Here is a 17,754-nt window from a genome sequence, read left to right as displayed (position 1 = left end):
AGTCTACGCTCCCCCGACGTGCCGAAGAGGGCACGTCGGGGGAGCTCACGCGCGCACGATGGGCGTACGCGGGGGTGCTGCGGTGATCAGGCCGGAATGCCGGCTTTCTCCCGGGCGGCGCGCACGCGCTGATCGCGCTGGGCGATCGGCTTCTCGCCTTCGCGCAGCAGGGCGTACATCGGGACGGCGACGAACAGGGTCGAGTAGGCCGCGACGATGGTGCCGACGAAGATCGACAGCGAGATGTCGCTGAGCGTCCGCGCTCCCAGCGGTACACCGATGAACAGGATCGCGCCGACGGGCAGGATCGCGACCACGGTCGTGTTGATGGAGCGGATCAGCGTCTGGTTCGCCGCGAGGTTGACCGACTCGGCGAACGTGCGGCCGGAGATCTCCCCGTCTTCTCTCGTGTTCTCCCGCACCTTGTCGAAGACGACGGTGGTGTCGTAGAGCGCGTAGGAGAGGATCGTGAGGAAGCCGATCACGGCAGCGGGTGAGATCTCGAAACCGAAGACCGCGTAGACGCCGATCGTGATGACGAGAACATCGACGAGGCCGATGATCGCGGCGACCGACATCTTCCACGTGCGGAAGTACAGGGCGAGGATGAGGAATGTCAGCGCGAGGAAGATCGACAGACCCCACAACGACTGACGCGTGACGTCGGCACCCCAGGTGGGACCGATGAAGGAGTCGGTGACCTCCGACGCAGGAACGTCGTACGCGCTGGCCAGGGCGGCCGAGACGGCCTGCGTCTCGTCGCTGCCGAGCTGGTCGGTCTGCACGCGAACGGCCTGGTCGCTGATCGTCGTGACGCGGGTCGTCGCTCCCGGAACGACCGAGGTGACCGCGTCGGTTGCGAGGGCCTGATCGAAGGAGGTCGGGTTCGACACGGTGAACTGCGACCCGCCGGTGAACTCGATCGAGAACTGCACGGGCCGGAACAGCGGCACGAGAGCGGCGCCGATCACGAGGACCGCCGCGATGATGAACCACAGGCGACGACGCTGCACGAACGGGAAGGAGGTCTTCCCGGAGTAGAGGTCGTTACCGAGCTGCGACATGGAGCGCATCAGTCGCTTCCCTCCTTCGTGGAGCCGCTATCGCCGCGCGCGGCGGGAGCGAGTTCCGCCTGCTTGCGCTCAGCGATCGTCTGGCGGCGCTGAGCTTCGCCGCGCGACCGCTTGGCGCGACCGGCATCGGCCACTGGGGCGCGGAACTGCGCACGGCCCCGGTACACCGCGCCGAGCGCGTTCGGGTCCATACCCGAGAGCGGGTGGCCGGAGCCGAAGAAACGCGTGCGCGCGAGCAGCTGCATGACCGGGTGCGTGAAGAGGATGAAGATGAGGACGTCGATCGCGGTCGTGAGTCCGAGCGTGAACGCGAAGCCCTTCACCGTGGCATCCGCCAGGATGTACAGCACGACGGCGGCGAGGACGTTGATCGACTTCGAGATGTAGATCGTGCGCTTGGCGCGCGACCATCCGTCTTCGACGGCCGCGGTGATCGACTTGCCGTCGCGCAGCTCGTCGCGGATGCGTTCGAAGTAGACGATGAACGAGTCTGCCGTGAAGCCGATCGTCACGATCAGGCCCGCGACGCCGGCGAGGGACAGTCGGAAGCCCGCGCGCCAGGCCAGGATGCACAGGGCGAGATACGTCAACACCGCCATCACGGCGAGAGACGCGATGATCACGGTGCCCAGGGCGCGGTACACGATCAGCGAGTAGATCGCCACGAGACCGAGGCCGATGAGCCCGGCGATGAAGCCGACCTGGAGCTGCTGGGAGCCGAGGGTGGCCGAGACGGTGTCGGAGCTGACGACGGTGAAGCTCAACGGCAGGGCACCGTACTTCAGCTGGTCGGCGAGGGCCTTCGACGACTCCTGCGTGAAGCTTCCGGTGATGCTGGGTCGACCGTCGACGATGATGCCGTTCATCGACGGGGCCGACAGCACGCTGCCGTCGAGGACGAAGGCGAACTGGTTGAACGGGGCCTGCGCTCCGTACAGACGCTGGCTCACGTCGGCGAACTTCTGGGTGCCCTGGTCGTTGAAGACGAGGTTGACGGCCCACTGGCCCGTGTTCTGCTCCTGGCCGTTGGTGGCGTCGGAGATGTCGTTTCCGTCGAGCTCGACCGGGCCGAGGATGTACTTCGCCTGCCCGTTGACGTCGCAGGTGATCATCGGCTGATCGGCCGGGGACTGCGCGGGGTTGGACGGCGGGTTGGCGCAGTCGTAGGAGAGGAACTCGGCCTGGAGGGCGGGAGTGATGTACGCGGGGTCGCTCGCGTTGGTCGGCGACGCGGTGGGCGTCGCCGGCAGGCTCGGGTCGGGCGTCGGGTACGGGGTGTTGTTGCCGTCCTCGCCCACGAACGACGTCGCCGGCGAACCCGTGAACAGCACGGGCCGCAGCTGGAGCTGTGCGGAGCTCTGGATGCGCTGACGCGTGGCGTCGTCGGCCTGACCGGGGATCTGCACGACGATGTTGCGCCCGCCCTCGGTGGCGACGTCGGCCTCACCGACGCCCGAGGCGTCGACGCGCTGACGGATGATCGTGACGGCCTGGGCCAGCTGTTCGCTGTCGGGGGCCGCCCCGTCGGTCGTCTGGGCCTGCAGGATGATCTGCGTCCCGCCCTGGAGGTCGAGCGCGAGCTCGGGCGTCCAGGAACTTGCGTTGAAGACGTACACGCCCAGCGCGTTGATGCCGAAGAGCACGCCGACGATGGCGAGCAATCCGGTCAGTACGCGCCAGGCATGACGGACAGGGGTCGAGGGCGCCACGGAGTCGGCTTTCTGTGCGGCGGGCGGGAACGGCGGAGCGGGCGTCAGGCCTGCGGGCGGTCCTTGTCGGTCTGGTCGGGGTCGGCCGCGTGCTGGCGGGCGGCGCGCTGGTCGTCGCTGATCGAGGTGATGTCGCCGTCGGCGACCCCGGCGACGTACTCGGCCTCGGTCTCCTCCGCCTCGATGAACTCGTCTTCGGTGACGGCGCCCTGAGCGGGGTCGACGATGCGCAGCACGGCCTGGCTGTGCACCTTGATGACCACACCGGGGGCGATCTCGACCAGGGCGGGCTTGTCGAGGTCGACGCCGTCGTACTCGACGACGGTGCCGTAGAGGCCGCCCTGCAGGAGCACCTCAGCGCCGGGAACGGTCTCGCGCGACTTCTTCTCGAGCTCCGCCTTCTGCTTCTGCATGCGGCGCCGCGAGCTGTAGAACATGAAGATCAGCAGGGCGATGAGCAGGATGACGATGCCGTAATCAGCGAAGAACCGGGCGATATCCATCGAGGCGGTGCACCTTTCGAGTCAGGCGCGCCGTGCGGCACTGCCTAGCGTGAGTCAAGCGGGGGTCGGGGAATCCCTCGCCGAGTATAGGTCATGACCCCTGGCTGAACCGGAGCAGGCCGTCGGGGTGAGGGGCGCCGAGGTGGTCGTATGCCTCGGGGGTGGCGACGCGTCCGCGCGGCGTGCGTCCCATGAAACCGATACGGACGAGGTAGGGCTCCACGACCGACTCGATGGTCTCGGGTTCTTCGCCGACGGCCACCGCGAGCGTGCTGAGACCCACCGGTCCGCCGCGGAATCGACGCACGACGGCGTCGAGGACCGCTCGGTCGAGGCGATCGAGCCCGATGGCATCCACGTCGTAGAGATCGAGGGCGGCGCCGACCGTGCGCACGTCCGCATCACCGTCCTCGGCGCCCGCCGAGGGGCCGTGGACCACCAGGTAGTCGCGCACGCGCCGGAGCAGGCGGTTGGCGATGCGCGGCGTGCCCCGCGAACGTCGGGCGATCTCGGAGCGCGCGGTACCCGGCAGGCCGACGTCGAGCATGGCCGCGGACCGCGAGACCACCTGCTCGAGTTCTTCGGGTTCGTAGTACTCCAGGTGCGCGGTGAAGCCGAAACGGTCCCGCAGGGGGTTGGGGAGCAGGCCCGCGCGCGTGGTCGCTCCGACCAGGGTGAACGGAGACAGGTCGAGGGGAATGCTCGTGGCACCCGCCCCCTTGCCGACCATGATGTCGATGCGGAAATCCTCCATCGCCAGGTACAGCATCTCTTCGGCGGAGCGCGCCATCCGGTGGATCTCGTCGATGAACAGCACTTCTCCCGGCGTCAGCGACGACAGCAGCGCCGCGAGGTCACCCGCGTGCTGGATCGCCGGCCCGCTGGAGAGGCGCAGAGGACGTCCGCTCTCATGCGCCACGATCATGGCCAGGGTGGTCTTACCGAGCCCAGGAGGGCCGGACAGCAAGATGTGGTCGGGCGAGCGCTGCTGGATGCGCGCGGCATCGAGCAGGAGTTGCAGCTGCCCGCGCACCTTCTGCTGACCGACGAACTCTGCGAGCGAGGTGGGGCGGAGGGCTCCTTCGATCGCGAGTTCGGTCTCGTCGTCGGGGGTGCCGGCGTCGCGGACGTCAGCCACCCACGTTCTCCTTCCGTGCCGGACCGAGCAGCGCCAGCGTCAGGCGCAGCAGGGCCTGGACGGAGGCGCGGTCGGCCTCGGAGGCGTTCTCGGCGACGGATGCCACGGCCTCGGCCGCGGTGCGCTCGGTCCACCCGAGGCCGATGAGCGCCTGGGTGACCTGGACGGGGATCTGGCCGTGCGGCGCGACGGCGGCGGGCGCGGACGCGGGCGTGACGGCGAGCTTCCCGGCGAGCTGCACGACGATGAGCTTGGCGGTCTTGGGGCCGATACCCGACACGCGACGAAAGGGAGCGTCGTCGTCGTCGGCGACGGCCTGCGCGATCTGCGGCACGGTCAGGGAGGACAACACCCCGAGGGCCGATTTCGGTCCGACGCCGGTCACGCTGATGAGCTGGGTGAAGACCGTGAGCTCTTCCCGCGTCTCGAAGCCGTAGAGGGACAGGGCGTCTTCTCGCACGATGAGGTTGGTGTGCAGGTGCACATCGTCGCCGAGGTGAACCGTCCGCGCGAACTGCGCGGTCACGGCGACCGAGAAGCCCACGCCTCCGACGACGACCACGAGCGAATCGTCGGCGACGTGCGCCGCCGACCCATGCAGCGAAGAGATCATGCGATCAGCCTACGCCGGGCGTTCGTACATGTGTTCGAGCGACACGGGGCTGTGGAGAACGTCGCTTCTCGGCATCCCGCCAGGCCCGCTGAGCAGGCGTGAGGGCGGCCTCCGCCGAGGGGGTCGCCGGGCCGCCGCGCCAGGCGTGGCAGAGGGCGATCGCGAGCGCGTCGGCGGCGTCGGCCGGCTGGGGCAGCGTGTCGAGGCGCAGCACGCGCGCGACCATGGTCTGCACCTGCACCTTGTCGGCGGCGCCGTACCCCGTGATGGCCGCCTTCACCTCGCTGGGGGTGTGCGTCGCCGCGGTCAGTCCGTGCTCGGCGGCCAGAAGCAGCGCGATGCCGCTCGCCTGTGCGGTTCCCATCACCGAGTGCCGGTTGTTCTGTGCGAAGACGCGCTCGACGGCGACCACGTCCGGCTGGTGGGCGACGAGCACCTCCCGGATGCCGACGGCGATGGCCGCGAGACGTTTCTCGATCGGGTCGCCGGGCGCCGACCGCGCGACGCCGACATGCACGAGCGACGCGGTGCGGTTCGGCGAGACGTCCACGATCCCGATACCGCAGCGCGTGAGGCCGGGATCGATGCCGAGGACGCGCAGAGAACGGGACACGGCCCCCACGCTAAGCGCAGGGGCCGTGTCGCGGAGAAGGGCGCGCCCTTACTCGTCGTTCTCGAGCTCGGCCTGCACCTCGGGCGTCATGTCGAAGTTCGTGTAGACGTTCTGCACGTCGTCGCTGTCTTCGAGCGCGTCGATGAGGCGGAACACCTTGCGGGCGGTGTCGGCGTCGACCTCCACCTTGAGCGAGGGGACGAACTCGACGTCGGCGGAGTCGTACTCGATCCCGGCGTCCTGCAGGGCGCTGCGCACGGACACGAGGTCGCTCGCCTCGGTGATCACGCCGAAGCCCTCGCCGTGGGGCTCGACCTCCTCGGCGCCGGCCTCGAGGACCGCGAGCATGACGTCGTCCTCGCTGGTGCCCTCGGCGGGGACCACGATGACGCCCTTACGGCTGAAGTTGTACGCGACGCTGCCCGGATCGGCGAGGGTGCCGCCGTTGCGGCTGAGAGCTGTGCGCACCTCGGCGGCCGCACGGTTCTTGTTGTCGGTCAGACACTCGATGAGGAACGCGACGCCGTTGGGACCGTAGCCCTCGTACATGATGGAGGCGTACTCGACGGCCTCGCCGCCGATGCCCGCGCCGCGCTTGATCGCGCGATCGATGTTGTCTTTGGGGACCGAGGTCTTCTTGGCCTTCAGAACGGCGTCGAAGAGGGTCGGGTTGCCCTGCAGGTCGGCACCGCCGAGCTTGGCCGCGACCTCGATGTTCTTGATGAGCTTGGCCCACGACTTCGCGCGGCGGGCGTCGACGACCGCCTTCTTGTGCTTGGTCGTGGCCCATTTGGAATGTCCGGACATTGGTCCAGTTTACGGTGCGACACGGCCTGCGCCGCGTCGGTTGCGCACGCGGTGCAGGAACCGTTCGTGGAAGCGCGTCTCCCCCGTCGACTCCGGATGGAACGCCGTTCCGAGCAGCGCCCCCTGCTCGATCGCCACGACGCGCCCATCGGGGAGGGATGCCAGGGGCTCGGCATCCGGGCCCCACTCCACGACCGCGGGCGCGCGGATGAACACCGCGTGCACCGGCGGACTGCCGAGCGCGGGCACCTCCAGGTCGGTCTCGAAGGACTGCGTCTGGGAGCCGAAGGCGTTGCGGGTCACCCGCGCGTCGATTCCGCCGAAGGTGCGCTGGCCGGCGATGGCGCCGTCGATGCGGTCGGCGAGGAGGATGAGCCCGGCGCAGGTGCCGTACATCGGCATCCCGTCGGTGATCGCCTGGCGGATCGGGTCGAACAGGCCGAAGGCGCGCGCGAGCTTGTCGATGACGCTCGACTCGCCGCCGGGGAGCACGAGGCCCTCCACGGCGGCGAGCTCCTCGGGCCGACGCACGGGCTGCGCGTCGGCTCCGAGGGTGGTCAGCACGGCGAGGTGCTCGCGCACATCGCCCTGCAGGGCGAGGACGCCGACGCGGGGACCGTTACCAGCCACGCTCGGCCAGGCGGTGGGGGGCGGGGAGGTCGGCGACGTTGATGCCGACCATCGCCTCGCCGAGTCCCCGCGACGCCTCCGCCACGATCTTCGGGTCGTCGTGGAACGTGGTCGCCTTGACGATCGCCGCGGCGCGCTGGGCGGGGTTGCCCGACTTGAAGATGCCCGAGCCCACGAACACGCCGTCGGCGCCGAGCTGCATCATCATGGCGGCGTCGGCGGGAGTCGCCACTCCCCCGGCGGTGAAGAGCACGACGGGCAGCTCGCCGGTCTCCGCGATCTCGGCGACGAGGTCGTACGGGGCCTGCAGCTCCTTCGCCGCGACGTAGAGCTCGTCCTTGGTCTTCGCGCGCAGGGCGTTGAGCTCCGAGCGGATCGTGCGGATGTGCTTCGTCGCCTCCGACACGTCTCCCGTGCCGGCCTCGCCCTTGGACCGGATCATCGCCGCGCCCTCGGTGATGCGCCGGAGCGCCTCGCCGAGGTTGGTCGCGCCGCACACGAACGGCACGGTGAAGTTCCACTTGTCGATGTGGTTGACGTAGTCGGCGGGCGAGAGCACCTCGGACTCGTCGATGTAGTCGACGCCGAGCTCCTGCAGGATCTGCGCCTCGACGAAGTGGCCGATGCGCGCCTTGGCCATGACGGGGATCGACACCGAAGCGATGATGTCGTCGATCAGGTCGGGGTCGCTCATGCGCGCCACGCCGCCCTGGGCGCGGATGTCGGCGGGCACGCGCTCGAGCGCCATCACGGCGACCGCGCCCGCGTCTTCGGCGATGCGGGCCTGCTCGGCGGTGACGACGTCCATGATGACGCCGCCCTTGAGCATCTCGGCGAGTCCCCGCTTGACGCGGGAGGTTCCGGTGTCGGTCATGACTGCTCCGTTCCGCGCTTCGGGGCGCGATCTATTGGCTTAGGCCAAACCGTAGCATGGCTCAGGACATAGGCTGGACGTCGACTCCGGGGGGCACATGACCATCGACATCACCGGGCGCTCGGCATCCGAGATCGCCGCCGGGCTCCGCACGCGCATCGAACGCGGCGAGCTGCCCCCGGGCACCCTTCTCCCTCCCGTCCGCACGCTCGCGGCCGAGCTGGGCGTGAACCGCAACACCGTCGTGGCGGCGTATCGCCAGCTCGCGCAGGCGGGGCTCGTCGAGGCGCGCGGTCGAGGCGGCACCCGGGTGGCCGACCGCGCCGCCGTGGCCCAGGAGGGCTACGCGCCCGACACCGTGCTGCGCGACGTCGGCACGGGCAATCCCGATCCCGCCCTCATCCCCGACCCGACCGCGGCCCTCGCCCGCTCCGCGCGTCCCGTGCTCTACGGCGAGCCGGTCATCGACCCCGGACTCGAGGCGTGGGCGCGTCAGTGGATGACCGATCAGCTCCCCCACGACGACACGCGCATCACCGTCACCAGCGGCGCGAGTGATGCGATCGAGCGGCTGCTCGCGCAGGCGCTGCAACGCGACGACGCGGTGGCGCTCGAGGACCCGTGCTTCCTCTCGGCGCTGCACACCGTGCGCACCGGCGGTTATCGCGCGGTACCCGTCCCGGTGGATGCCGAGGGCATGACCGTCGAGGGACTCCGCGCGGCGCTGGCCGCCGGCATCCGCGCGGTCGTCGTCACCCCGCGCGCGCACAACCCCACCGGGGCGAGCCTGACCGCCGACCGGGCCGCGGCGCTGCGTGCGGTGCTCGCCGAGCATCCGTACGTGCTCGTCATCGAAGACGACCACTTCTCCCTGCTGTCGCGCGCGCCGCTGCACACGGTGATCGGCCCCGCGCAGCGGCGGTGGGCGCGCATCCGCTCGATGTCGAAGTTCCTCGGACCCGACACGTGCCTGGCCGTCACGGCATCCGATGCCGACACCGCCGACGGTCTCGCGGTGCGGCTCACCCCCGGCACGACGTGGGTGAGCCACATCCTCCAGCGACTGACCCTGGCGCTCGTCACCGATGAGGGGGTGCGCGCCGGGATCGAACGTGCCGCCGTGCACTATGCCGAGCGCAACGCCGCTTTTGCCCGCGCGCTCACCGAGAGAGGGGTCCCCGTCTCCCCCGGCGACGGTCTCAACTTGTGGGTGCCGCTCCCGGTCGCCGCTGCCCGCGTCCGCGAGGACCTCATGCGCCGCGGGTGGCTGGTGCGCGAGGGCGACCCGTTCTTCCTCGGCGACGGCGACCACGGCGCGTTCCTGCGGTTGACCGTGCACGACCTCGACGAGGCCTCGGCGCGCACCCTGGCCGACGATCTCGCGCGTGCGTGCCGGGTGCTCCGCGCGGACGCGGGAAGTGGAAGGATCGAGGCATGAAGGTTCTCTCGATCCAGTCCGCCGTCGCGTACGGGCACGTCGGCAACTCCGCCGCCGTCTTCCCTCTCCAGCGCATCGGCGTCGAGGTGCTGCCCGTGTACACGGTGAACTTCTCGAACCACACCGGTTACGGCGCGTGGCGCGGACCGCTCATCTCGCCCGACGACGTCGCCGCCGTGATCGCCGGCATCGAGGACCGCGGTGTCCTCCCCGAGATCGACGTGGTGCTCTCGGGCTACCAGGGCGGAGAGGGCATCGGAGACGTCATCATCGACGCCGTCTCGCGTGTGAAGAAGGCCAACCCGGATGCCGTCTACGCCTGCGACCCCGTGATGGGCAACGCCAAGTCGGGCTGCTTCGTCGCTCCGGCCATCCCCGAGCTGCTGCGCGAGCGCGTGGTGCCCGTGGCCGACATCATCACGCCCAATCAGTTCGAGCTCGGCTTCCTCACCGGCACCGAGCCCGGGAGCATCGATTCGACCCTGGCATCCGCCGATCTCGTGCGCGAGCGCGGCCCGCGCACGGTCCTGGTCACGAGCGTCGAGCGCCCCGACCGGGAGGCCGACACCATCGAGATGATGGTGATCGACGATGCCGGCGCCTGGATCGTGCAGACCCCCCTCATCCCCATGAAGGCGAACGGCTCGGGCGACGTGACCGCGGCGCTCTTCACCGCGCACTACCGCCGCTCCGGCGATGCGGCCGACGCGTTGGCCCGCACCGCGTCGAGCGTCTTCGACCTGCTGTCGAACACGTACGAGTCGGGCTCGCGCGAGCTGCGTCTCGTCGAGTCGCAAGAGGCCTACGCCCACCCGCGCCTGCAGTTCGCCGTGCGCCAGGTGCGCTAGCACCCCGGCGACGGCCCTGCCGCTTCGACGGGCTCGGCCACCGGTTCTGCTCTCGTCGGCCCGTCGAGTCCTCTGAGCCCGTCGAAGGCTCCGGTCCGTGTGCGCGACCCGCGCGAGCGGAGCCCCTGAGCCTGTCGAAGGCGCCGACCCGCGTGCGTGACCTGCGCAAGCGGATGTCGCTGAGCCTGTCGAAGGGACCGAGCCCGACCTGCGAGCCGCGGGGCGGCGAGGCCTCAGCCCCCGTACACCTCGCGGTACGCGGTCACCCACTGCGTACCGTCGTCGGGACAGAGGAACGTCGTCCCGAAGACCATCACGCTCGCGATCGGGGCCTCCGCCTGCGTGCGGGCGTCGCCGTCGAGCTCGGCGGGGATGAGCTGAGCGAACAGCGGCGACGTGGTCACGTGGGCGATGAGCGTCGACGAGTCCACCTGATGACGGCTCAGGATCGCGGTTTCGCACGCGTCGCCCGCGAGGGCGAGGGCGAGATTCTCATCGGATGCCGTCCACTCGAGCCCCTGCTGTTCGACGTACGCGCGCTGCTGCGCGATGAAGTCCTGCTGAGCCGGTGTCACCGCGACCAGCGGCGTGCCATCCATCGGCAGCTGCTGCGCGCGGAAGAACTCGTCCCGTTCGGCGAAGACGTCGGCGAAGTCGTCAGGATCGGCGGTCGCTTCGTCGCCGGGCGTGGACGGCTGCGCCGCGGTGGGGGTCGCCGCGGACACCTCACCGGCTTCTCCGCGGTCGAGCGGGCTCGGAAGCGGAAGACACGCGGTTGTCGCCACGACGACGGCGGTCAGTGTCAGCGTGAGCACGAAGGGGCGATTTCGAGCGTTCATCGGAACACCATAACCAGGCGGCCGCCCGCGCCGAGCGGGGTTGTGGATGACGCCGGTTCAGGCGTTCCAGGCCTCCGACACCGTCCGACGCACGTCGCCGAGCAACTGCGGCAGCGCCTTCGTCTTGGCGATGATGGGGAAGAAATTGGCATCCGACGCCCACCGCGGAACGATGTGCTGGTGCAGGTGAGCGTCCACCCCGGCCCCCGCGATCGCTCCCTGATTCATCCCCAGGTTGAAGCCGTCGCAGTTCGACACCGCCCGCAGGACCCGCATTCCGCGCTGGGTGAGGGCACCGATCTCGGCCACCTCTTCGTCGGTCGCCTGATCGTACGTGGCGATGTGACGGTACGGGCACACGAGCAGATGGCCCGAGTTGTAGGGGAAGAGGTTCAGAAGCACGTACGCGGTCTTCCCGCGCGCGACGATCAGCCCGTCTTCATCGCTCTTGTCCGGCGCCGCGCAGAACGGACAGTTCTGCTCCATCGGTTCCCGCCCCGCGGAGATGTACGCCATGCGGTGCGGAGTCCACAGGCGCTGGAACTCGTCGGGAACGCCGGGCAGGGTCATCGCGTCGACGAGCTCGGCGTCGGTCGTCGGCGATCCGGACCCGCCGACGGGGGCCGTCGCGCCGGTCACCGGCGACGGGCCCGCCGCGGCGGCATCCGGATCGTCCGTCATGCCAGGTCCTCGGCGGTGTTGACGAGCGTGCGTTCGGAGATCGCGCCGGTGATCCGCGCCACGGCCTCGTCGACCGGGATGCCGTTGAGCTGCGTGCCGTCACGGAACCGGAACGACACCGTGCCGTTGGAGCGGTCCTGCTCGCCGGCGATCAGCATGAGCGGCACCTTCTGCGTGGTGTGGGTGCGGATCTTCTTCTGCATGCGGTCGTCGCTGTGGTCGGCCTCGGCGCGCACGCCCTTGGTCTTGAGGTCGGCGACGATGCCCTGCAGGTAGTCGCCGTACTCGGCGGCGACGGGCACGGCCACGACCTGCACCGGCGCGAGCCACACGGGGAAGGCCCCGGCGTAGTGCTCGAGCAGGATGGCGAAGAAGCGCTCGACCGACCCGAACAGCGCGCGGTGGATCATGACAGGACGGTGCTTCTCGCCGTCGGGGCCCGTGTACTCGAGCTCGAAGCGCTCCGGCTGGTTGAAGTCGAGCTGGATCGTCGACATCTGCCACGTGCGGCCGATCGCGTCACGAGCCTGCACCGAGATCTTCGGTCCGTAGAACGCCGCCCCGCCCGGGTCGGGAACGAGCTCGAGTCCGGAGGCCTCGGCGACCTCGCGGAGGGTCTCGGTCGCCTCGGTCCAGAGGGCGTCGTCGCCGATGAACTTCGGGTTGCCGTCCTCCTTGGTCGACAGCTCGAGGTAGAAGTCGTTGAGACCGTAGTCGCGGAGCGTCTGCAGCACGAAGTCGAGGCTGTGGGTCAGCTCGTCCTTCACCTGATCGGCCGTGACGTAGATGTGCGTGTCGTCCTGGGTCATGCCGCGCACACGCGTGAGGCCCGACAGGGTCCCGCTCTTCTCGTAGCGGTAGACCGACCCGAACTCGCTGAGGCGCAGGGGGAGCTCGCGGTAGCTGCGTCCGCGCGAGCGGAAGATCAGATTGTGGAACGGGCAGTTCATGGGCTTCAGGTAGTACTCCTGGCCCTCCCGCGAGACGTGCCCGTCGGCATCCACGACCTCGTCGAGGACCATCGGGGGGTACATGCCGTCCGCGTACCACTGCAGGTGCCCGCTCGTCATGAACAGGTCGCCCTTGGTGATGTGCGGGGTGTTGACGACCTCGTACCCGCTCGCGAGCAGGCGCTCGCGCATGTAGCGCTCGATCTCGTAGCGGATGATGCCGCCCTTGGGGTGGAACACCGAGAGTCCCGGACCGATCTCGTCGGGGAACGAGAAGAGGTCGAGCTCCTTGCCGAGCTTGCGGTGGTCGCGCTTCGCGGCTTCCTCGAGGCGATGCTGGTACGCGCGCAGCTCGTCTTTCGTGGGCCACGCGGTGCCGTAGATGCGCTGCAGCTGGGGGTTCTTCTCACTACCGCGCCAGTAGGCGCCGGCGATACGCGTGAGGTCCCAGCCGTTGCCGATCAGACGGGTGCCGGGCACGTGGGGTCCGCGGCACAGGTCTTTCCACGCGGTCTCGCCGTCGCGTGTGACGTTGTCGTAGATCGTCAGTTCGCCGGCGCCGACCTCGACGGACGCGCCCTCGGCGGCCTCGGCGGACCCGCCCTTCAGCCCGATCAGCTCGAGCTTGAACGGCTCGTCGGCGAGCTCGGCGCGAGCCTCGTCGTCGGAGACGACGCGGCGCACGAACCGCTGGTTCTCGCGGACGATGCGCTCCATCTCCTTCTTGATGACCTTCAGGTCCTCGGGGGTGAAGGGCTCGTCGACCTGGAAGTCGTAGTAGAAGCCGTCGGTGACCGGCGGCCCGATGCCGAGGTTGGCCTGGGGCTTGACACGCTGGACGGCCTGCGCGAGCACGTGCGCCGTCGAGTGGCGCAGGATCGAGAGACCGTCGGCGCTGTCGATGGTGACCGGCTCGACCTGATCGTCGGCCGTCACGGTCGTGGCCAGGTCTTTCAGCTCCCCGTTCACGCGCAGGGCGACGACCGAGCGGTCGGGGAAGAGGGCGAAGCCATCGGCGGGGAAATCAGTCACAAAACATCTCCTGAAGGGGTCTGTTCCAGGCTACCGGGCGGGCGTGGCCTCGATCGCACCGGACGTGCCCCATAGTGGAGCGGTGACTCTGGCCATCATCGGCGGCGTGCTCTGGATCCTCGGGATCATCGCGCTGCTCACCGGCGCCTTCCCCGCCGCCGACGCCCTCGCCGTCGCCGATCGCGTGTGGCCGATCCTGCTCTTCGTCGTCGCCGTGACGATCGTGGCGGAACTGGCGTCCAAAGCGGGGCTCTTCGACGTGGTCGCGGCGCGTCTGGCGAAGATCGCGCGAGGACGTACCGCCCTGTTGTGGGCTCTCGTCGTGCTGCTCGCGACCGTGGCGACCGCCTTCCTCTCCCTCGACACGACCGCGGTGCTGCTGACACCCGTCGTGGTGGCCATGGCGGTCGCACGCAGGATGGATCCTCTGCCGTTCGCCTTCGTGACCGTGGTACTCGCGAACACCGCTTCGCTCGTGCTGCCCGTGTCGAACCTCACCAACCTGTTGGCATCCGAGGCCCTCGGCGGGGGACACGATCCGGTGGCGTTCCTGGCCCTGCTCGGTCCCTCCGCGGTCATCGCGATCGCGGTGTCGGTGGTGGTTCTGACGGTCGTCTTCCTCCGTCGTCTCCCCCGGACCTACCCGGATGCCGCCGCCCCCACCGTCTCGGACCCCGTTCTCCTGCGCGTGGCGGGTATCGTCACGCTCGCGCTGCTGCCGTTGCTCGTGGTCGGTCTCGAACCGTGGATGCCGGCGGTCGCCGCTGCCGTCGTGCTGGTCGTCGCGTTCGCCCTGCGCGCGCCGAAGAGCCTCGGCATCCGGCTGGTGCCCTGGTCGTTGCTCGTGTTCGCCGGCGGGCTGTTCCTCGCGGTCGGAGCCCTCGAGGCCCTCGGCATCGGACGGGTCACCTCGGTGCTCGCGGGCACGGGCGACGACCTGGGGTCGCTCTGGCAGCTCGCCGGAGTCGGGGCGCTCGTGGCCAACGGCATCAACAACCTGCCCGCGTACCTCGCGCTGGAATCCGTCGCGGGCTCCCCCGTGCGTCTGGCGGCGCTGCTGATCGGCGTCAACGCCGGGCCGATCGTCACGCCATGGGCGTCGCTCGCGACGCTGCTGTGGCACGACCGGCTCGTGGCGGCGGGTGTCGAGGTGCGCTGGAGTCGCTTCATCGTGCTCGGCGCCGTGATCGCCCCCCTGATCCTGCTGCTCGGGGTCCTGCCGCTCGCGCTCTGAGGGTCAGTCCTCGTAGGTGCGCGACCACGCCTTGCGCGGCTCGATGAACCACACGGCGAGGCCGTCGCGAAGGCCGTACGGTTCACCCGTATAAAGGGTCGAGATGCGGTCGACGTACGGCAGCGCGTCCTCGCCGTCGATGCGTTCGACCGCCTCGCCGCGAACGAACGCCATGGCGTAGGGGTTGTCCGTGCCGGTCACCGAGATGGCGACGCGGGGATCACGCCGGATGTTGCGGTCTTTGAGCGTGTCCACCTCGGTGAAGATCATGAGACGCTCCCCGTCGACACCCACCCACAGCGGGATCCCGTGAGGAGAGCCGTCCGCCATGAGGGTGGAAAGGTGGGCGACGGCGTTCGTCTCGAAGAAGGGCTTCGCATCGGTCCAGGAGGTCATGCGAGTCGTAACCGCCGCGCGACCGCCGAGCATTCCCGTTCTCAGGACTGCGCGGGGGCGGGGGCCTGCTCGTTCGGCACCTCGCGGAAGACCATCTCCTCCCGCTGCAGGCTCTCGCGCGGCGAGAACTCGTCGGGTTCGGGGATGACGTAGAGGCCCCGCCCGGAGTTGGCGTTGTAGGTGAGCGCGTGCAGCCATGCCGGGCTCAGCTGCGGCGTCCGGCTGCCGTGGTACTTGAACACCAGGGAGACGTTGGGGTGGATGTACACCGTCGTCCGTCCTCCGCCCGTGCTGATGTCGTCCTTCCAGGTGAAGGGGAAGGACTCCCCGCGACGCACCTTGGCCATGATCACCGCCTGGAGGTGCGCAAGGAGACGGTCCTCGAAATCGACTTTGACGTCGCCGTCGTAGATGAACTTGCCCATGATGACCCCCGGGCGATCGTCGCCCCGGAGTGCGCATCTCTCGGCGAGAAGTCGAACGCTGATGGCCGGGGTTCCATCGCCGTCTCTTCGTGCACTGTCCCCCATCCAGCCGTCCGGCGCAAACCCCCTTGTTCCTCCGTCGCTACGGGGGTAGTGGGTCGCGCGATGCGTCCATCCCGGACGGATGCCGAACGTCAGCCGGCGCGCGAGATGCGCAGGATCACCCGATCACCGGGCTTGCGCTGGATGCGCCGGACCAGCGCCTCGACGCCGAGGATGATGCGGAACTGCAGGCCGTACTTCCGGCGTAGGGCGCGATCGGCCCGGTCATCGTCGGTCGCGGGCCCCGCGATGCGCGCATGCGCCTCGACGGTGATGGCATCCGGGTCGATGGACCCCATGCGGCTGCAGGGGCGCAGAACGACCCGCGGATCGTTGCGCAGGCGCTTGACCTTCCCCGTGGAACGCTCGCTGGTGACGACGAGTTCGTCGCCGTCGCGGGCGATCCACACCGGAACCGCGACGAGTGCGCCGTTCTTGCGAAAGGTGCCGAGCGAAACGAAGAGCGACGAGGCGATCTCACGCCAGTGGGTGTCGGGGACCGTCATGGTTCCACGCTAGCGAGGTACGAACAGCCCACTCGGGGGTTGCGCGAGACGCCGGAGGGCGGCCGGATTGCGAAGACTGTTCATGGGAGCGCTTCCATGTGGTGTTCCCGCGCCCCTACGCTCGCGGTCATGGGGAGCTATGACGTCCCGCAGGTGGGGCCTGTGGTCGTGTCACTGAAGACGTACCGGTTCGGATTGACGAACGAGTCGATGACGACCTTGGCATCCGTCCGCCGGGTGAACGGCCAGCCGCTGGACGTCGTCGACGAGGAGCGAGTGGCGCAGTATCTCGAGAGCCTCGACGTGATCTGATCGACCCGCCTGTGCGGCGACTATGCCGAACCTCAACGCCGGCGCAAGGAATGCGCAACGGTGCCGCAAGACCGGTGGATTCGTGTCCCCCTTTCGGTGGACATGGGTTAGCGTCGTCTCGTTCCCGCCGCCAGGCACTCCGCAGCCCCCCTTACTGGCGGCGGGAACGACCACTCCCCCGGTTCGCCCGGGATGCCATCGCCGGTGGACGAGTTCCTCAGCGACGAGGAACTCGAAGTCGGCTTCGGCACGGTGACGCCGATCCGCCCACCCGTCAGGAGCTCGCACGTGAGGCCGCGAGCACTTTCCTCGCGCGAAGATCGCGTCGACGGCGCCGGCCACGCTTGACCTGATTCGGCAGGGCGTCTTTTCGCGCGAACAGGCGCCCGGGATGCCGGCTCGTCATCCCCCATGACGCGAACGAAAAAACCCCCGGCGAACCGGGGGTTTCATTCGGTGCGCGATACTGGGATCGAACCAGTGACCTCTTCCGTGTCAGGGAAGCGCGCTACCGCTGCGCCAATCGCGCCTATACAGGCTGTTCTCTTGTGAGTTGAGGTGGCGACGGGATTCGAACCCGTGTAAACGGCTTTGCAGGCCGGTGCCTAGCCGCTCGGCCACGCCACCGTGATGTGGTTCGACCCACGTGTCGTGATCTGTTCACCAGCCGTGCTGATGACAGTTCCCTCCACTCGAGCGGATGACGAGACTCGAACTCGCGACCCCAACCTTGGCAAGGTTGTGCGCTACCAACTGCGCTACATCCGCATTTCGTTCCCGGGGCTTGCCCCGAGCACTCGTAAGACATTACCCGATCTGAGCGCGCGCGCAAAACGAGGTGCGCCCCGCGCGTGTCTCCCGGAATGGTCGGGAGCACCTCTCGGCATCCGGTACGATCGATGAGTCCCGTTCGGGATGCGGGCGATTGGCGCAGTTGGTAGCGCGCTTCCTTCACACGGAAGAGGTCATCAGTTCGAGTCTGGTATCGCCCACCGAAAAGGCCCCCGGTCATCCGGGGGCCTTCGTCGTTC

General features: G+C 69.1%; 19 protein-coding genes and 4 tRNA genes. 5 read left to right on the top strand and 18 right to left on the bottom strand.

Annotated elements, in window-relative coordinates; all coding sequences use genetic code 11:
* Window positions 1-86: 86 nt before the first annotated feature.
* The 9 genes from secF to pdxS form a co-directional block, all read right to left on the bottom strand.
* Window positions 87-1,073, bottom strand: a complete 987-nt coding sequence (gene secF, locus RWH45_RS15375; RefSeq protein ID WP_315995739.1) for a protein translocase subunit SecF — start codon at window positions 1,071-1,073, stop codon at window positions 87-89.
* The gene (secD, locus tag RWH45_RS15370) at window positions 1,073-2,782 is read right to left on the bottom strand and encodes a protein translocase subunit SecD (protein WP_315995738.1); all 1,710 of its coding nucleotides are present in this window, start codon (window positions 2,780-2,782) and stop codon (window positions 1,073-1,075) included. Before secD ends, secF begins: the two co-directional genes overlap by 1 nt.
* Before the next feature lie 44 nt (window positions 2,783-2,826).
* Window positions 2,827-3,285 (bottom strand): preprotein translocase subunit YajC, encoded by a 459-nt coding sequence (locus tag RWH45_RS15365; RefSeq protein WP_298872885.1) that lies wholly within the window; start codon window positions 3,283-3,285, stop codon window positions 2,827-2,829.
* 91 nt (window positions 3,286-3,376) lie between these two features.
* The gene (gene ruvB / locus RWH45_RS15360) at window positions 3,377-4,423 is read right to left on the bottom strand and encodes a Holliday junction branch migration DNA helicase RuvB (protein ID WP_315995737.1); all 1,047 of its coding nucleotides are present in this window, start codon (window positions 4,421-4,423) and stop codon (window positions 3,377-3,379) included.
* A complete protein-coding gene (ruvA, locus tag RWH45_RS15355) occupies window positions 4,416-5,036 on the bottom strand; it encodes a Holliday junction branch migration protein RuvA (protein ID WP_315995736.1) in 621 nt (206 codons plus the stop codon). The genes ruvB and ruvA overlap by 8 nt, the downstream gene beginning before the upstream one ends.
* Window positions 5,037-5,040: 4 nt before the next feature.
* Window positions 5,041-5,649, bottom strand: a complete 609-nt coding sequence (ruvC, locus tag RWH45_RS15350; RefSeq protein ID WP_315995735.1) for a crossover junction endodeoxyribonuclease RuvC — start codon at window positions 5,647-5,649, stop codon at window positions 5,041-5,043.
* Between the two features lie 48 nt (window positions 5,650-5,697).
* Window positions 5,698-6,456, bottom strand: coding sequence for a YebC/PmpR family DNA-binding transcriptional regulator (locus tag RWH45_RS15345; RefSeq protein WP_315995734.1), 759 nt, complete (start codon window positions 6,454-6,456; stop codon window positions 5,698-5,700).
* Window positions 6,457-6,465: 9 nt separating this feature from the next.
* Window positions 6,466-7,086, bottom strand: a complete 621-nt coding sequence (gene pdxT, locus RWH45_RS15340; RefSeq protein ID WP_315995733.1) for a pyridoxal 5'-phosphate synthase glutaminase subunit PdxT — start codon at window positions 7,084-7,086, stop codon at window positions 6,466-6,468.
* Window positions 7,076-7,960 (bottom strand): pyridoxal 5'-phosphate synthase lyase subunit PdxS, encoded by an 885-nt coding sequence (gene pdxS / locus RWH45_RS15335; RefSeq protein WP_315995732.1) that lies wholly within the window; start codon window positions 7,958-7,960, stop codon window positions 7,076-7,078. Before pdxS ends, pdxT begins: the two co-directional genes overlap by 11 nt.
* Window positions 7,961-8,057: 97 nt before the next feature.
* Here pdxS and RWH45_RS15330 point away from each other — a divergent pair, with 97 nt between their 5' ends.
* The gene (locus tag RWH45_RS15330; protein ID WP_315995731.1) at window positions 8,058-9,398 is read left to right on the top strand and encodes an aminotransferase class I/II-fold pyridoxal phosphate-dependent enzyme; all 1,341 of its coding nucleotides are present in this window, start codon (window positions 8,058-8,060) and stop codon (window positions 9,396-9,398) included.
* Window positions 9,395-10,246 carry a pyridoxal kinase PdxY gene (pdxY, locus tag RWH45_RS15325; protein WP_315995730.1) on the top strand — a complete coding sequence of 284 codons (852 nt, stop codon included), beginning with the start codon at window positions 9,395-9,397 and terminating at the stop codon, window positions 10,244-10,246. Before RWH45_RS15330 ends, pdxY begins: the two co-directional genes overlap by 4 nt.
* Before the next feature lie 233 nt (window positions 10,247-10,479).
* On the opposite strand, the gene RWH45_RS15320 is transcribed toward pdxY, so the two are convergent.
* From RWH45_RS15320 to thrS, 3 genes are all read right to left on the bottom strand, one after another.
* Window positions 10,480-11,085, bottom strand: coding sequence for a hypothetical protein (locus tag RWH45_RS15320; protein ID WP_315995729.1), 606 nt, complete (start codon window positions 11,083-11,085; stop codon window positions 10,480-10,482).
* A 57-nt stretch (window positions 11,086-11,142) separates the two neighbouring features.
* A complete protein-coding gene (locus RWH45_RS15315) occupies window positions 11,143-11,655 on the bottom strand; it encodes an HIT family protein (protein WP_315995903.1) in 513 nt (170 codons plus the stop codon).
* A 107-nt stretch (window positions 11,656-11,762) separates the two neighbouring features.
* Complete coding sequence (gene thrS / locus RWH45_RS15310; protein WP_315995728.1) at window positions 11,763-13,748, bottom strand: threonine--tRNA ligase; 1,986 nt, start codon at window positions 13,746-13,748, stop codon at window positions 11,763-11,765.
* A gap of 82 nt (window positions 13,749-13,830) precedes the next feature.
* On the opposite strand from thrS, the gene RWH45_RS15305 reads away from it, so the two are divergent.
* Window positions 13,831-14,982 (top strand): SLC13 family permease, encoded by a 1,152-nt coding sequence (locus RWH45_RS15305; RefSeq protein ID WP_315995727.1) that lies wholly within the window; start codon window positions 13,831-13,833, stop codon window positions 14,980-14,982.
* Between the two features lie 3 nt (window positions 14,983-14,985).
* Here RWH45_RS15305 and RWH45_RS15300 read toward each other — a convergent pair whose 3' ends face one another.
* From RWH45_RS15300 to RWH45_RS15290, 3 genes are all read right to left on the bottom strand, one after another.
* Window positions 14,986-15,378: a TIGR03618 family F420-dependent PPOX class oxidoreductase gene (locus RWH45_RS15300; protein ID WP_315995726.1), complete on the bottom strand. Its 393-nt coding sequence runs from the start codon at window positions 15,376-15,378 to the stop codon at window positions 14,986-14,988.
* 41 nt (window positions 15,379-15,419) lie between these two features.
* Window positions 15,420-15,803, bottom strand: coding sequence for a DUF7882 family protein (locus RWH45_RS15295; RefSeq protein ID WP_315995725.1), 384 nt, complete (start codon window positions 15,801-15,803; stop codon window positions 15,420-15,422).
* Window positions 15,804-15,997: 194 nt separating this feature from the next.
* Window positions 15,998-16,411 (bottom strand): PPOX class F420-dependent oxidoreductase, encoded by a 414-nt coding sequence (locus RWH45_RS15290; protein WP_315995724.1) that lies wholly within the window; start codon window positions 16,409-16,411, stop codon window positions 15,998-16,000.
* Between the two features lie 129 nt (window positions 16,412-16,540).
* On the opposite strand from RWH45_RS15290, the gene RWH45_RS15285 reads away from it, so the two are divergent.
* The gene (locus tag RWH45_RS15285; RefSeq protein ID WP_315995723.1) at window positions 16,541-16,723 is read left to right on the top strand and encodes a hypothetical protein; all 183 of its coding nucleotides are present in this window, start codon (window positions 16,541-16,543) and stop codon (window positions 16,721-16,723) included.
* A gap of 457 nt (window positions 16,724-17,180) precedes the next feature.
* Here RWH45_RS15285 and RWH45_RS15280 read toward each other — a convergent pair.
* The 3 genes from RWH45_RS15280 to RWH45_RS15270 all read right to left on the bottom strand — a co-directional run bounded on the left by RWH45_RS15280 (window position 17,181) and on the right by RWH45_RS15270 (window position 17,491).
* Window positions 17,181-17,252, bottom strand: a tRNA-Val gene (locus tag RWH45_RS15280).
* Window positions 17,253-17,279: 27 nt separating this feature from the next.
* Window positions 17,280-17,350: transfer RNA gene (locus RWH45_RS15275), tRNA-Cys, on the bottom strand.
* Window positions 17,351-17,418: 68 nt separating this feature from the next.
* A tRNA-Gly gene (locus RWH45_RS15270) sits at window positions 17,419-17,491 on the bottom strand.
* A 151-nt stretch (window positions 17,492-17,642) separates the two neighbouring features.
* Here RWH45_RS15270 and RWH45_RS15265 point away from each other — a divergent pair.
* Window positions 17,643-17,715 (top strand) — tRNA-Val (locus tag RWH45_RS15265).
* Window positions 17,716-17,754 lie beyond the last annotated feature (39 nt).

It is taken from the genome of Microbacterium galbum (genome assembly GCF_032464915.1).
Lineage (GTDB): Bacteria > Actinomycetota > Actinomycetes > Actinomycetales > Microbacteriaceae > Microbacterium > Microbacterium galbum.
The sequence above is the reverse complement of the archived record's forward strand: the minus strand, read 5'-3'. Positions and strand labels throughout refer to the sequence as shown.